General features: G+C 38.1%; 12 protein-coding genes and 2 pseudogenes. 5 read left to right on the top strand and 9 right to left on the bottom strand.

Features of this window, described 5'->3' with window-relative positions; all coding sequences use genetic code 11:
• Nucleotides 1-294: 294 nt before the first annotated feature.
• From ACJJVX_RS13720 to ACJJVX_RS13705, 4 genes are all read right to left on the bottom strand, one after another.
• Nucleotides 295-1,242, bottom strand: coding sequence for a hypothetical protein (locus ACJJVX_RS13720; protein WP_405631923.1), 948 nt, complete (start codon nt 1,240-1,242; stop codon nt 295-297).
• A gap of 923 nt (nt 1,243-2,165) precedes the next feature.
• Nucleotides 2,166-2,699 carry a GNAT family N-acetyltransferase gene (locus ACJJVX_RS13715; RefSeq protein WP_405631921.1) on the bottom strand — a complete coding sequence of 178 codons (534 nt, stop codon included), beginning with the start codon at nt 2,697-2,699 and terminating at the stop codon, nt 2,166-2,168.
• The gene (locus ACJJVX_RS13710) at nt 2,696-2,965 is read right to left on the bottom strand and encodes a DUF1778 domain-containing protein (RefSeq protein WP_405631919.1); all 270 of its coding nucleotides are present in this window, start codon (nt 2,963-2,965) and stop codon (nt 2,696-2,698) included. The genes ACJJVX_RS13715 and ACJJVX_RS13710 overlap by 4 nt, the downstream gene beginning before the upstream one ends.
• Nucleotides 2,966-3,048: 83 nt before the next feature.
• Nucleotides 3,049-3,177: a hypothetical protein gene (locus ACJJVX_RS13705; protein WP_405631926.1), complete on the bottom strand. Its 129-nt coding sequence runs from the start codon at nt 3,175-3,177 to the stop codon at nt 3,049-3,051.
• Nucleotides 3,178-3,228: 51 nt separating this feature from the next.
• Here ACJJVX_RS13705 and ACJJVX_RS13700 point away from each other — a divergent pair.
• Nucleotides 3,229-3,646, top strand: a pseudogene (locus tag ACJJVX_RS13700) (group II intron maturase-specific domain-containing protein); the annotation flags it as partial.
• Between the two features lie 82 nt (nt 3,647-3,728).
• On the opposite strand, the gene ACJJVX_RS13695 reads toward ACJJVX_RS13700, so the two are convergent.
• Nucleotides 3,729-4,121 (bottom strand): DUF5071 domain-containing protein, encoded by a 393-nt coding sequence (locus ACJJVX_RS13695; RefSeq protein ID WP_064435954.1) that lies wholly within the window; start codon nt 4,119-4,121, stop codon nt 3,729-3,731.
• 1,224 nt (nt 4,122-5,345) lie between these two features.
• On the opposite strand from ACJJVX_RS13695, the gene ACJJVX_RS13690 reads away from it, so the two are divergent.
• Nucleotides 5,346-5,561 (top strand): group II intron maturase-specific domain-containing protein, encoded by a 216-nt coding sequence (locus ACJJVX_RS13690; RefSeq protein ID WP_405631917.1) that lies wholly within the window; start codon nt 5,346-5,348, stop codon nt 5,559-5,561.
• Nucleotides 5,562-5,819: 258 nt separating this feature from the next.
• On the opposite strand, the gene ACJJVX_RS13685 is transcribed toward ACJJVX_RS13690, so the two are convergent.
• Nucleotides 5,820-6,197, bottom strand: a complete 378-nt coding sequence (locus ACJJVX_RS13685; RefSeq protein ID WP_054206933.1) for a TipAS antibiotic-recognition domain-containing protein — start codon at nt 6,195-6,197, stop codon at nt 5,820-5,822.
• A 182-nt stretch (nt 6,198-6,379) separates the two neighbouring features.
• Here ACJJVX_RS13685 and ACJJVX_RS13680 point away from each other — a divergent pair.
• Nucleotides 6,380-7,104: pseudogene (locus ACJJVX_RS13680) on the top strand (group II intron maturase-specific domain-containing protein); the annotation flags it as partial.
• A gap of 90 nt (nt 7,105-7,194) precedes the next feature.
• Here the strand turns inward: ACJJVX_RS13680 and ACJJVX_RS13675 are convergent.
• Nucleotides 7,195-8,217, bottom strand: coding sequence for a serine hydrolase (locus ACJJVX_RS13675; RefSeq protein WP_054206922.1), 1,023 nt, complete (start codon nt 8,215-8,217; stop codon nt 7,195-7,197).
• Between the two features lie 334 nt (nt 8,218-8,551).
• On the opposite strand from ACJJVX_RS13675, the gene ACJJVX_RS13670 reads away from it, so the two are divergent.
• Nucleotides 8,552-8,725 (top strand): hypothetical protein, encoded by a 174-nt coding sequence (locus ACJJVX_RS13670; RefSeq protein WP_157756435.1) that lies wholly within the window; start codon nt 8,552-8,554, stop codon nt 8,723-8,725.
• A gap of 289 nt (nt 8,726-9,014) precedes the next feature.
• On the opposite strand, the gene ACJJVX_RS13665 is transcribed toward ACJJVX_RS13670, so the two are convergent.
• On the bottom strand, nt 9,015-9,263 hold the full coding sequence (locus tag ACJJVX_RS13665; RefSeq protein ID WP_054206924.1) for a hypothetical protein: 249 nt from the start codon (nt 9,261-9,263) through the stop codon (nt 9,015-9,017).
• A gap of 296 nt (nt 9,264-9,559) precedes the next feature.
• Between ACJJVX_RS13665 and ACJJVX_RS13660 the strand changes: the two genes are divergently transcribed.
• Nucleotides 9,560-10,675, top strand: a complete 1,116-nt coding sequence (locus ACJJVX_RS13660; RefSeq protein ID WP_054206925.1) for an MBL fold metallo-hydrolase — start codon at nt 9,560-9,562, stop codon at nt 10,673-10,675.
• Between the two features lie 44 nt (nt 10,676-10,719).
• Here the strand turns inward: ACJJVX_RS13660 and ACJJVX_RS13655 are convergent, their stop codons facing one another.
• The gene (locus ACJJVX_RS13655; protein ID WP_054206926.1) at nt 10,720-12,546 is read right to left on the bottom strand and encodes a winged helix-turn-helix domain-containing protein; all 1,827 of its coding nucleotides are present in this window, start codon (nt 12,544-12,546) and stop codon (nt 10,720-10,722) included.
• Nucleotides 12,547-14,099: the final 1,553 nt, after the last annotated feature.

Here is a 14,099-nt window from a genome sequence, read left to right as displayed (position 1 = left end):
CTAAAAAGAGTTCAAACAACAAAAATGCACTAACGAAGATAAAAATCAACTGGTTTAGTCAGTAGCCAACTAAGAGCTTTTAGCTCGCTTTATAGATTTGACAACCAGTTCGCGTAAATATCAAAGAGCCAGAGATAGCTTCTCAGTTTAGAGCTCGTACATAAGTATGCATTTATTTCTTTGTGTTAAAAGTTTTTGTTGTTGACAAGAGGGAGTCCACATAAGTTGGTTAAAATTAGCCACGCAGGAGCAAAACCAACTGTTTCTTGTCCTGCTGAATTGGCTTGTTAGGCCTTATTGGTTATCCCAAAACTTATAGTTTAATGATTTTTCAAGGGATTCTATTTTATGTTTAATCTGAGCTGCGCCTGAAGATGAGATTTCACCTTTTTTATGCATTTTTGATATGCTTTCTTTTGTTTTTCTGCGCTCACTAAATCGTTGTCGATTTAGGTCTATACCTTGTGTAAAGCTCTTAGATATAAACTTTAATATATCTTCATACTCTCTACAGAACTCTATGTATGGTTTAACAGAGTCTGTTATATCTAGCCATTGACTATTTTGGTCAGCGATTTTATCGAAGTCGCATGGTTTTATAATTATATTATTCGGAATTCCAGTATTTTTAATTTTACTATCAACATAAACTTTACGTGCTAATTCAGAGCAATATGAGAATTTTTTGGCGGGTTTTCTTTTTGGTAAAATCACATATGGTTGCTCAATATAATAAGCGCATGTCTTACCAAGTACCTCATTGTCTTTCTCTTTTAAACCTTTAAATCTAATAATACGCCAATCATCTTTTACATCATTTAAAACTTCAGGGATTAGTTTGAGAGAAACACCTATTTTAGGCATTGCATCTATACATATAAAATCAGCTTGAACAATCACTACATGACTCGAACGGGCGTTTGAGTAAACCCTTTTTTGTAGGCTTGCTAATATTCTTGATGAGTTCGAAGTGCCTGTAACAAGAATAATATCTCCTGTTTTCAGCTCATCTTGAAAGGTTTTTAGTTTTTCAATAAACTCACTTTCTTCACCACGAGTTAATTTTCTATATATCGGTAAGTGTTCATTTTTAATACCTGCATAAGATCCAAGCATATTTAACTGAGCATCAGTCATGCTTTTAAATTGTTCAATAACTTTATGTCCAGCGCCTTCCTTTCCCATAGTTTGAAAAACGTTTGCGGTAGCTTGCATTTTTATTTGGTGCTTTAATTTATCCACTTAATTATCCTTGTGCACCTATGCTGGAATAGATGAGGCCTAACGAGCCTGTAGAATAACTCGTTTTAATTTATTTTTATTGATGCATCAACCATAGCTGAGTTCCTATTTTGGTTCAATCGGTTACTTCGATTTTACGTAAATATAAAAAAGAGGATTTGGTGTTGTTTTAATGGGCGTTTTAAAAGGGATTGCAGGTGTGTGAGTGGTTTATTTAAAGTGATAAGGGGTTACCCTTATTAATGCATCGTGTTTTGCAGCTTTTCTATTATATTATGAACAAGGCAATACAGTTGCCGCAGAATAAAGTGAATGCATTCACATTCGTTTGTCCGTAAGGTCAATTTATTCATGCCTTTATTTATTGACTGTAATATTGCGCTTTTTACCTCAAGAAAGACAGGCTTAATACTGCCGAGTCTTTTACCATTACTTTATAAAACATTGTCGTCGTTCCAATAGACTGTCTATTTTGACCTTCATCTTATCAATGTAGCTCATTTTCAGCCTGCCTATGCTTATTATCTAACGGTGGATTTAGATCATTGGATCCGCTATAGAATAAAAATGTGCCACTGGCGACAATGGCGCTCTTTCCAAAGGAATAGCACGCACCAAAGTACGCAGTTTAATGAAATTGGGTGTTAGCGTGCGACTCGTCATAGCCTGTGGTATCACCAGTACCAAAAGTAGGCGCTTGGAAGCGAAGGCCCTTGTAGAAGCTCAAAAACAAAAGGAATTAACATTGCGCTAGGCAATGACTACTTAGCATCACAAGGTTTAGTGTCATTAAAAGATATTTGGATCAATATTCATTACGGGAGATGAACCGCCCATTGCACTTCCTGTTAATAAAAAGCGCATGATGGGTGGTGTGGGGGCTGGAGGTGAGAGGCCTCCGGCTACCCGATTATGTTCGTAACTTATTGAGTAAAAAGCTGTTCTGCCGTATTCATTGGCAAAAACATACGAATTCGACCATTATGCTCGCATAGCACTTCAAAGCCAAATTTCGTGTAAAAGGCTTGAGCAGAGTTAGTAAGGCAGTCAACAACAATGGCATACGCTCTCATGTGGTGATTGACTTCCCATAAGTACTTAAGTGCCCGAATTAGGCTAACCTTTCCCAAACCAGAGCCGTGATACTCCTTATGTACAGCAAGCTGAGCAAGTAAAAATACAGGTATGGGATAACGAGGGAGCTTCTTTGCAAGTTGCACAGGTAAGGTTTCGCGGCAAATTGAGCTTGCCGCCACACTGTAAAACGCACAAATCGCATACTTTTGATTGAGTAATGGCTGAACACTAGGTAACACCATTGTTCGGCTAATACCCGCTTGCATATGTTTAGCCGCTTGAGTTTTGATAAACACATTTAACTCTTGCTGACCACAATCAAAAGAATTGCGATCATGTTTCGATTTACTCAGTTCAACAAACTCTTTACCCCAACTCACTTAATGCAACTCTCATCTGTAAACCTCGCCGCTTCAAGCAAAGCCTGGTTTGGCGTTTTAGCTTTATCACACGCATGCATAAATTCATCAAAGACGCTGTCCTTAACAACGATACTCTCATGTTCTTCAATTACGTGCGTAGCGTCTTCATCCATTAACCTAACCACATATTCAGTTAAACTTTTTAAACCAAGTAACGCCGATGCCTTTTCTGCTTTTGCTTTAATCTCTTCATCAAGACGAATATCTAAGCGCGCTGTTGCCATAATGCCTCCTACGTACGGAACAACTCCGTAATCACGAGTAGATTATAGTGCACTTAATGAACCGATTCAATACGTACGGAAAACTACCGGAAGGTGAGAGAATATAGCGAGACTGTAGAATAACTCCAACAGCCAAATCCAATTAAAAAAGAGCTCCTGTAATTAACGCTAGTTGTTTTTGATAAAGTATTTTGCTGGCAATAGTCAGTGATAGTTAAATCGCTAGCTTGTTGTTCTTCAATGATACTACACCACTGCTCTGGGTAAGAGAACTCACTAACCGCAACAAGGGGATCTCAATGACCCTACAAATTCATAAACTCACGCAGTATTTACGCGGCTGGAGACACTACTACCTAATAGCCAACGCTTATCAACTGACAGTGGGTTTAGATCATTGGATCCGCCGCAGGATAAGAATGTGCTACTGGCGGCAATGACGCTCTTGATAAAAAGAATAGCGCGCACCAAAGTACGCAGTTTAATGAAATTGGGTGTTAGTGAACGACTCGCCATAGTCTGTGGTATCACCAGTACCAAAAGTAGGCACTTTGAAGCGAACGCCCTTGTAGAAGCTCAAAAATAAAAGGAATTAACATTGCGCTGGGCAATGACTACTTAGCCTCACAAGGTTTAGTGTCATTGAGAGATATTTGGATCAATATTCATTACGGGAGATGAACCGCCCATTGCACTTCCTGTTAATAAAAAGCGCATGATGGGTGGTGTGGGGGCTGGAGATTAGAAACCTCCGGCTAACCGATTATACGCAATGACTGTAATAGAACACAGCTTCTCCTGCAATTAAATTAACACCTTCATCTATTTCAGATTGAGTAGGAGAGTTAATGATTTTAACAACCTCAACTAAAGCTGATTCCATTACTTGTGGTTTCAGTTTCATAATTAAATACTCAATGGCATTACACTTCCAGATATCATCATTACCCAGTAAGATTTCATTGATAAACGGAACTAAATCATCGTTCGCCTGTGATAGTTTTTCCGCAACAGGTAATGCCACTGGCCAATTAATATCTTTAAGCCATGGAAGTAGTTGCTCAAAATATAATGGCAACTCCGAATTAGAGATAGCTTGTAAGTTAATGCATGCATCTAAATCATGTTTATTTTGTGGCACAATGTTCGAATTCATATTTGCGTATAACTTTAAGCTAAGGGGTGCTGATACGTGGGGCATAATGGCGAAGCCGCCCCGCGTATAGGCGTCCCAGCGACCGAAGGGAGAGGCTTAAGCGCTTTGTTAGCAGTCATTGTTTAAATTACCTCTTAAGCTTTTTAAAACTCGAAGAAGACTAATTGTAAGACATACAACTGCAACTGATGGAGAGTAAATCATTAGCAGCTCCGTCAAAGACAAGGAATCATTTTCTTGATAACTATATTCTGATACGACACCTGATAAGACACTTAGAACCAGTACCGTTAGACAAGAGAAAACGAGCAGCCGAGAATCCTTGGAGTTAACGCGACGATTTAATTTAACTGAGCCCACTAACAAAGCTATAAAACAAGCGCAGATGACAAGTGCATCTAAGGCGTAAAAAAGAAATTCCAGTAAAGTAAAACCGTACATTTCATATATTACTTGCTTAAAAAATTCCATTTAACTTAATCCTAAAACCTGACTGCTAACGAGGCTGTAGAATAACTCTAACAGCCAAATTCAATTAAAAAACGAGCTCCTGTAATTAACTCTAAGCGTTTTTAAAGCATTAGGTAATGCATTTGGAACCCATAAAACAAGCTGTTTTTCTAAAAAAAGAGTAATTCTACAGCCACAACGCCGCGTTAAGCGGACAAAAATTGTGGGTTATAATGTGTAGCGAAGCGAAACGTAACCCACTGTTTTTGTTCCGTTTAAACGCCTTGTTAAATGGCTTGCACCCAAGAATACTGCGCACCTTCCAACAACCTCGTTGTCGGCTTATTTATCAATGTATTACGCCACCTAAGAATTAAATATTCTTCGATCTCTGAACGTCCAATATCTACTGAGATATATGATAATGTGTAATTAGTAGATATGTGCTTTCTTAATAACTGTAAGTCAGTAATGTTTTCCTCGATACCAATCTTTTTAGTGAAGGCATGATTTACAGGTCGCATAAGATCTGACATACGACTGAAAACACCTGATGTCTCTCCTACATATCTAGGAGACTCACCTTTCCATAAAACATATACACCACCATATTTTGGAAATCCAGACTTCCAGTCATCGGCGAACGGAGTATGTTTTGTTGAAGATATTAATTCATCTGTAAGCGTATAGCTAACGACACCTAGCCTTGCTTAATATTCCAAGGTAATAGCGGTTCAAGGTCACCGGGCTGCTCAGCAAGGTGCTGTAAGCACGTTGATATGTAGTCATGCACTACAAGATCATTATAAACTCACGCAGTATTTACGCGGCTGGGGACACTACTACTTAATAGCCAACGCTTATCAACTAACAGTGGATTTAGATCATTGGATCCGCCGTAGGATAAGAATGTGCTACTGGCGGCAGTGGCGCTCTTTCCAAAGAAATAGCTCGTACCAAAGTACACAGTTTAATGAAATTGGGTGTTAGCGAGCGACTCGCCATAGCCTGTGGTATAACCAGTACCAAAAGTAGGCGCTTGGAAACGAAGGCCCTTGTAGAAGCTCAAAAACAAAAGGAATTAACATTGCGCTAGGCAATGACTACTTAGCATCACAAGGTTTAGTGTCATTGAAAGATATTTGGATCAATATTCATTACAGGAGATGAACCGCCCATTGCGGACCCGCATGATGGGTGGTGTGGGGGCTGGAGGTTAGAGACCTCCGGCTACCCGATTATGTGATTTTATAAGTGGCTACCTGCGTAATGGACAATTGCATCACCTAAATAATTAACCATTTCTGGGTGATACGAATTATGAAACTTTTTCATATCGTCATTTTCTTTATAAAATATTCCCATGCCTATATATGCTTCTTTGGATGGGGTATAAAAACGACAAGCTATTTCAAAGTGTTCTTTCATTAATGCTTGAACACTTTCATTATCAACGGCTGTTTCATCAACGTACTCTGCTAATTTTTTATACAGAATATCCCAGTCTTGATGGACAAGTTCTCTATTAACATGCGCCCAATTATCTGTTGTTGATAAGCTGTGAGTTTGCTCCATATTAAGAGCATTTTTACATTCAGCTAAATATTCTTTACTCAATTTATTCATTTATAGATATTCCATTAATTATATATTTATTTGCGACAAACTATCCGAATCAGATAACGAGCCTGTAGAATAACTCGTTTTTAATTTATTTTTATTGATGCTTCAACCATAGCTGAGTTCCTATTTTGATTCAATCGACAACTGACTTTCACGTGAAAATATAAAAAGAGGATTTGCTGTTCCCTCAAGGTGGGCCATTATCCCCTTTACTTTCCAATATTTTACTCGATGAATTAGATAAGAAGCTAACCTACAAACGCCTTAAGTTTGCACGTTACGCTGATGACATAATCATTTTAGTAAAAACGAAAAGCGAAGGGCTAATAATCCAACGGGAAATTACTGCGTTCATCACTAAGCGATTAAAGCTCAAAGTGAACGAATCGAAAAGTCGAGTCGGTCCAGTAACAGGCTCGAAATTTCTCGGGTTTACCTTTCGTTACGGTCAAGTGCAAATTCACGAACAGGCGCTAAAGAAATTTAAAGCAAATGTCAGGGAACTCACTAACCGCAACTGGGGGATCTCAATGACCCTACAAATTCATAAACTCACACAGTATTTACGTGGCTGGGGACACTACTACCTAATAGCCAACGCTTATCAACTAACAGTGGATTTAGATCATTGGATCCGCCGTAGGATAAGGATGTGCTACTGGCGGCAGTGGCGATTTTTACATGGAATAGCCCGCACTAAAGTACGCAGTTTAATGAAATTGGGTGTTAGCGAACGACTCGCCATAGCCTGTGGTATCACCAGTACCAAAAGTAGGCGCTTGGAAGCGAAGGCCCTTTTAGAAGCTCAAAAACAAAAGGAATTAATATTGCGCTAGGCAATGACTACTTAGCGTCACAAGGTTTAGTGTCATTGAGAGATATTTGGATCAATATTCATTACGGGAGATGAACCGCCCATTGCACTTCCTGTTAATAAAAAGCGCATGATGGGTGGTGTGGGGGCTGGAGGTTAGAGACCTCCGGCTACCAGATTAGGCATTTACTCGATGCTTTCTTTATTAGTAACTAACAACTTCAAAATACCTGTTGATAGCGACTCTAGGCTGTAACCAGAAAAAAAACTATGCCATAGCTTTGGTACTTTGTTAGTTAGAATGACTATTGCCATATTTTTATCTCTACAACACACAACAATTGAATGCTGGCCAAAAGTGCCACCATTGTGCCATGCTATTTCACCTAATTCTTGACTTTCACCAAGTGCCCAAGCAAATCCAATACTTTCCATTTTGGCTTCGTTGAAAACAGGTGATGTTGTCTCTTGTAGCAAAGCTTTCCAATCGTTACCAAAACAACCTAAATGAGCCTTTAGGAATTGAAGCATATCATTAGTTGTTGATCGCCATACACCTGCTGGTTCCATTCCATCCCATTTAAAATCAGGTAACTCTTTACCACTAGCACTATGCCCTTTAGCTAAACGCTGAGCATTATAAGCTTTACCACTTACATGAGTATCAGCCATACCTAGTGGATCTAACAAATGTTTTTTAACAGTTTCTTCGTATGTTGTTCCTTGGCATTCAGCCAAAATATTTCCAAGCAGTGCCATCCCTAAATTTGAGTATTTAAACTTACCTGTTTTAAGAGGCTTTTTAATGGCATTTAAAAAGTCATCAATTTGTGACTTATTGAAGCTAAGCACGCTTGACATAAACTTTGAATAAGAAAGATTTATTTCCTTAATCGGATCTGAAGGAAGGCCCGAAGTGTGTGTCACTAGTTGTTTGAGTGTAATATCCTTTACAATAGGTAAATTAGGACAATATTTCCCAACTCTATCGTCTATATCTACAACACCGTTCCTGGCAAGTATTGCTAATAAAGTAGCTGTAAAGGTTTTCCCTACAGAGCCAATTTCAAATACATCAACATTAATATTTTTATTAAAACCGTAAGAGGCATGAGATTGTGTACCGTCATCCCAAATAGCTACATTTAACTGCGGCCGTTTAGTTTTTTTTACAAACGCTTCGATTTTATGATCAACGTGATGATTCATACTAAATGCCTAACGAGCCTGTAGATTAACTCGTTTTAAATTTATTTTTATTGATGAATCAACCATAGCTGAGTTCCTATTTTGGTTCAATCAGTTATCGCTAGTTTACATAAAATTTAAAAAGAGAATGTGCAGTTGTTTTAATGGCTGTTTTAGAGTGGATTACAGGTGGCTAAGTGGCATATTTCGGTTTAAAAGGGTTCCCCTTTTTTAATGCATCGTGTTTTGCAGCTTTTCTATGTTATGAACAAGGCAGTACAGTTGCCAAAGAGCAGCAATATTGGTTTGAACAATTAAAATTTTGGATTGATGCACATGCGATAAAGTGCTTTGAATGCAGAAAGAAAACTCGTGCAATAAACCGGCTGAAATTAGCTATGCAAACTTGGTTATTAAAAAATCTAGAACGCCAGAGGAAAATCAATTACTCAAGTCTACAGCGCAGCAACTGTTTGATTTAGGTATGATCAACAAGGAAAATAAACTAAACGCTATTTGCAAAATGTAAATAGGCGTAATTAGAGGGATTTATGTATAAAAAAGGACAGCCACAAGGTTGAATGTGAGAACGCTAATTTTCTAAAAATTGTGCCTGTCCTATTATCTTGTCAAGCGTAGGCGCTGAGCTTGCTGACGCGTGTGATTGGTAGGTTGGTTTAAATTGTAGGTCGTTTTTTAGGGCGTATAATTCAAATTTACCACAGAGATCACAGAGGCACTTCGTGCTGCATCGGGGTTAAATATATGTTACAAGTTAATAATGTTTATATGTTTTAATAATGTTGAAAATGAAAGGTTTATATTTTAAAACTAATTTCAGTCCTAATTTTGTCTTTTGAGCGGCAAAGGCAAAAAGCAAGACGCGACCCCAATGAGTTTGAATCGGTAGCAATAACTCCTTCGCGCTTGAGATTCATTTTCAACCAATGTTTACCTTTTATGGCATTAGCCTCAGCCTGGTTATAGACACCACTGGGTTGATTTGAACTAGCGCAACCAAGTATAAAGTAACAAGCAAAAGCTACTACAAAAATACGTTTTAACATGTTTAATTCTTTTTCACTGAAGGTGATTTATAATGACTAAAATTAGCAGTCAGTTATGCAATCAGTTGGGCGCTTTGCGCTGTAACAACAGATAATACCGACTAATACTTATATGATAAGCAGTTAATTACAAGGTTTTATTTTACTTTCTTTTTAATCCTTTAAAAACATAACAAACTGTTTTTAAAGGATTAAAAAACTATTCATTTTCTATTCAACTTAAAATAAGTTTTCAATAAGACTTCATTTGTTATTTTTTTTATCCTCGATGAAAAATTAACAAAGAGCGCCTTATCATGAAATTAAAAACACTCTCTCACATTATTTCCCTTATGCTATTAACGGGTTGTAGTTCCCAAATCGAGCGGATAGAAAACCCAGAACGAAAAACAAGTACTGCACCTTACGAGAACCTTTTTCCAAGCCACTTTATTGGAAACGGCCCGCACCACATCAATGATGATTTAGATTTACTAAAACCAGAAGAAAAAATGGTGGTTGAGAGAGCTTTTCTTGATCCCGTGCCATCGCATAAATACAGTAAAAGTTATGGTTACAACTTCGCAGATTTAGTTTACTCAGACATTAAAATTGATGAGCATAAGCAAGGTGAAATAACATGGTTAGGACATGCCAGCTTTTTAATTCAACAAATGAATAATGATGCGTTTGTTACCGACCCTGTTTTTCATGAGTTTGATGGTTTTTTAGGTTGGTTAGGGCAAAGTATGAGTACGTCGTTTGTTCGCCTTGGCGAGGCCCCTGTTAAAGCTAAAGAGTTAGACTTTGTCTCTGGTGTGTTGATTTCACATGACCATTTCGACCACCTAAGTAATAAAACTCTAAATGAATTCAGTGAAAGAACACATTTGTACTTACCGTTAGACAGTAGTAGTGACGTAGATTACAGCGTTGGACCAACAACCGAAATGGATTGGTATACGCAAACCCAACACAGTAAAACCCAAGTACACTTTTTACCTAGTAACCATAACTCTTCAAGAGGAATTTTTGATACCGATGATAGTTTATGGGGGAGCTGGATGCTGGATGATGGTGAATATAAAGTATATTTTGCCGGAGATACAGGTTATAGCGATGTATTCAAAGATATAAGAGCTAAAATGGGTCCAATGGATGTCTGCCTAATGCCAATAGTCGCTTACCATGAAGGAAAGCGACGTGTACATATGTCTCCCGAAGACGCAATACAAGCCGCAGAAGATTTAGGCTGTAAGGTTTTTGTTCCTTGGGGTTATGGCACGTGGACCTTAGGCTGTGAGCATGTGCATGAGCCTTTAAGACGACTCGATTTAGCGATTAAACAGTCGACACCAAACTTTACGGTAAAAACCTTAAAAATGGGTGAAAGCTTAAATTACCATAAGCTACTTAGCTCAACTAAAAGCTGACACAGCAATATATTTTAGCAAAATTGAGACGTAGTTCGTAGCAACTACGTCTCAAAATAGTCTAGCTTTATCAGCTCTGCTTTGTGCTTCTCTAACCAAAACACTGACGCATTTTCCCTAATATAGTTCCTGTATTCTGGCGTGTTGGGGTCACTAGTAAACTTTTGCAGTTGATACAGGAGCAGTGAAGCATGCAACGCATTATTGTGCTGGTAAGTTAATCTTGCGTTATTAAACGCTTGCTTAGCTACGCTAATTGCCGCAACATTATCTTTTTGAGCACGCAATAGCTTCGCTTTTTGATTAAGGTTAAAACTATTTTTTGGCTGCGAATCTGACAAAGATAATGCATCTTTCCACCTTTCATTGTCTATATACCAAGTGAATAGATCTTCAACACAGCTTTCATAAAGCCATTGATAACTTGATAATTTAGGTAAACTTAACGTTTTTAAATAGTATGACTCTGCTTCAATCGGACTCGATGCGAATAACGCTAGATGATAATAAATAGTAGCAAAATAAGCGTCATCAATATTATGAGTAATTAGTAGTGACTTAGCAGTATTTAAGTATTGATAACGGTTTACCAAGTCTCCCAACTTATGCGACAAAATTGATCCTGTTGTGTGGGCTGAGACTTGTGCTATAACATCACCTTTCTTGCTAGCATATTCACTCGCCTTTTTTATATGCTTCTGTAACTGAGCAGGCTGATGTTTTGCATAGGCAAGCCACGCTAATGATATTTCTATTTTATAAGCAATATCTGAAAACTTTGATTCCTTTACTTTAGCTAATGCACGCTGATAATACTTCAACGCATAGTGATATTCTCCTTGTTGGTGAAAAACCCCCCCTTTGAGGTACAACCCGAGTGCAATGTAAGGTGAATGTGGTCCTTGATGAGGGAATTCAATCAGTTTTTCGATTAAAGCTTTCGCAATATCATACTGTTGGTTACCAATCTGCTGTTTAATAACATGATATATAACGGAGGGGACCTGAGGTTGTTGCTCTAACAGTAATTGCAACTTTGCGCTTAATACCCTTGGGTTAGGCTCATTCAAGTAACCTGTTCGCTGAACATTCTCAATAGTATCATTAAGTGAGCTAGCCAAGTCCGTTTCGTTTTTAGCAATAACAAAACCATGCCAGTCCCGTTTAACTCCCAGTAGTTTGTACTCAAAAAGTAAACTCTCATTAAAAGAAGATAGATAACCCGAAATCAACATTGACTGGTCATCTAGTTTTGCATTTTCTCTCGTCATATCTGAATAGCGAAATAAAGCAGTTGTATCTAGTGAAGCTAACCGCGGATTATCGCCAAGATAATTTGCATTTTCGGCTATTCGTTTTTCAAAATGTGCAACCCTTTCTTTATCTAACTCGGCAGATATCGAAAAAGGGAGCAGGTATAGTTTACTGGCGACTTTATTTTGAGAGGCATTATCACTGAGCCAAAATAAAAGGATAGACATTGCAATTAAAAGCAAAGAGGCAATAAAGTACAAATAAGTTTGAGGCTTTCTACTTTTAGTCGCTACTTCATTTAGTTTTTCTGCTTCACTTGCTTCTTTGACTTCAAAAGGCAACTGCCATTGATAGCCTTTTTTAGGAAAGGTTTTAATCGCACTGCTCCCAAAAACACTGCGTAATTGACTAATATTCTGAAAAACAACTTGTTCAGAAACTGATTGCTGCCCCCAAATTTCATCGAGGATAGTTTCTTTACTCAGAATTTTATCGGTATTTTTGATAAATAAAGCTAATAGTTTTGCTTCATTACCTTTTAAAGCTTTGGGTTTTTCGTTGTAGTAAAGTGTAAAAGTATCTTGATCAAAATAATACTTTTCAAAATAATAGCGCATAAAAAATTCGTTAATGTATAGTAAGTTTGATACGCCCTCGTGGATGCATAAATAAACTACTAAAGCCAAGTGTATGGTTTATTTTATCAAAGACTTGGCAAGCAGACCATTATCAGTTTACTTAACCTGAACTCGGTTTAAGAGATATTTAACAAGTGGACATATCGGGAAAGTTATTTTTATGGATATCTAGCTTGATAGTTTTTCTTAATTTGAGGTGAATTTCGCGTCAATAGCTAACCTATTGCAAGTAAATTTAACGAAGATGTTATATAAATACTGCTAGAGAACCCTTTATTAAGCCGATCACAGGTTACTTAATATCGCCTAGCGAATGGCAGCTAAGTCTGAGAAAGAGTTAATTATCTACTTCGCAATAATCTATGTATACATCATTGTTGCGACCCCAACGAAGAAGGTTTTCTCTATTTATTTCTACCGTATCGTCCATACTACCTCTAGGAATATAACGAGACTGTAGAATAACTCCAACAGCCAAATTAAATTAAAAAACGAGCTCCTTTAATTAACTCTAAGCGCTTTTGAAGCATTAGATAATGCATTTGGAACCCATAAAACTGGCTGTTTTTCTTAAAAAAGAGTAATTCTACAGCCACAACGAGGCTGTAGAATAACTCTAACAGCCAAATTCAATTAAAAAACGAGCTCCTATAATTAACTCTAAGCGTTTTTAAAGCATTAGGTAATGCATTTGGAACCCATAAAACAGGCTGTTTTTCTTAAAAAAGAGTAATTCTACAGCCTCAACGCCTTGCTAAGCGGCGAAAAATAGTTGGTTAAAATAGTGAGGAACGAACACCAACCAACTGTTTAGCGTCCGTTTGAGCAACTTGTGTACGCCCGACATGGGCATTGACTTATGAGGTGAAAGTCCTCTGTAGGAAGATCACCGTTTAAATAACACACTGTTATTAAACGATAGACACTCGCAAATGGCAAGGGCTAAATCGTGAGAGATAGTCTGGAGGAAGCCGCTAGCATTCTTTATAAAAATAAGTGCGAGCTGATGAACAAAAACATCATATGAGGCGTAGGCTGGAGATGAGCTAGCACAAGATAGCGAAGTCATGTGATCTAACGGCCACCGTAAATGATGCAGTTGTGCAGAGAAAGTCGATGCACCTGTTCTTTATTGGTAAAAAAGGGGGGGGGATCTGATAAACACGCATCCGCGCTAACGCTTGGAGATTACCAGTTAGGGACTGGTTGTTCAACCCTTGGCGCTCTGGTTGCTGCGACCTACAGCGAGCGAAATAGCAGTAAACAAGCGTTAGTTTCGACGCGCTTTATCGAGTAATCGCTAGAGTGATTTATCAGAAGTCAGCAGACGGCATACGACTGCATGGATGCAGAAGGTAGAGCAACGCAGGAGCAGTTGCCGAGTAGCCAAACGCCCATCGTAATGGAGGGGACACGGTGAAGGCCTGAACATCTTAACCAGAGGAGATACTACAAATGAACTTGAATTCACATAGATCACCGTGTTGTGATAGTGATGAACAGCGTTCGACTGTGAATAATACCTCGAATGA

Source organism: Pseudoalteromonas sp. Ld20, from assembly GCF_045064175.1.
Classification (GTDB): domain Bacteria; phylum Pseudomonadota; class Gammaproteobacteria; order Enterobacterales; family Alteromonadaceae; genus Pseudoalteromonas; species Pseudoalteromonas neustonica.
The sequence above is the reverse complement of the archived record's forward strand: the minus strand, read 5'-3'. Positions and strand labels throughout refer to the sequence as shown.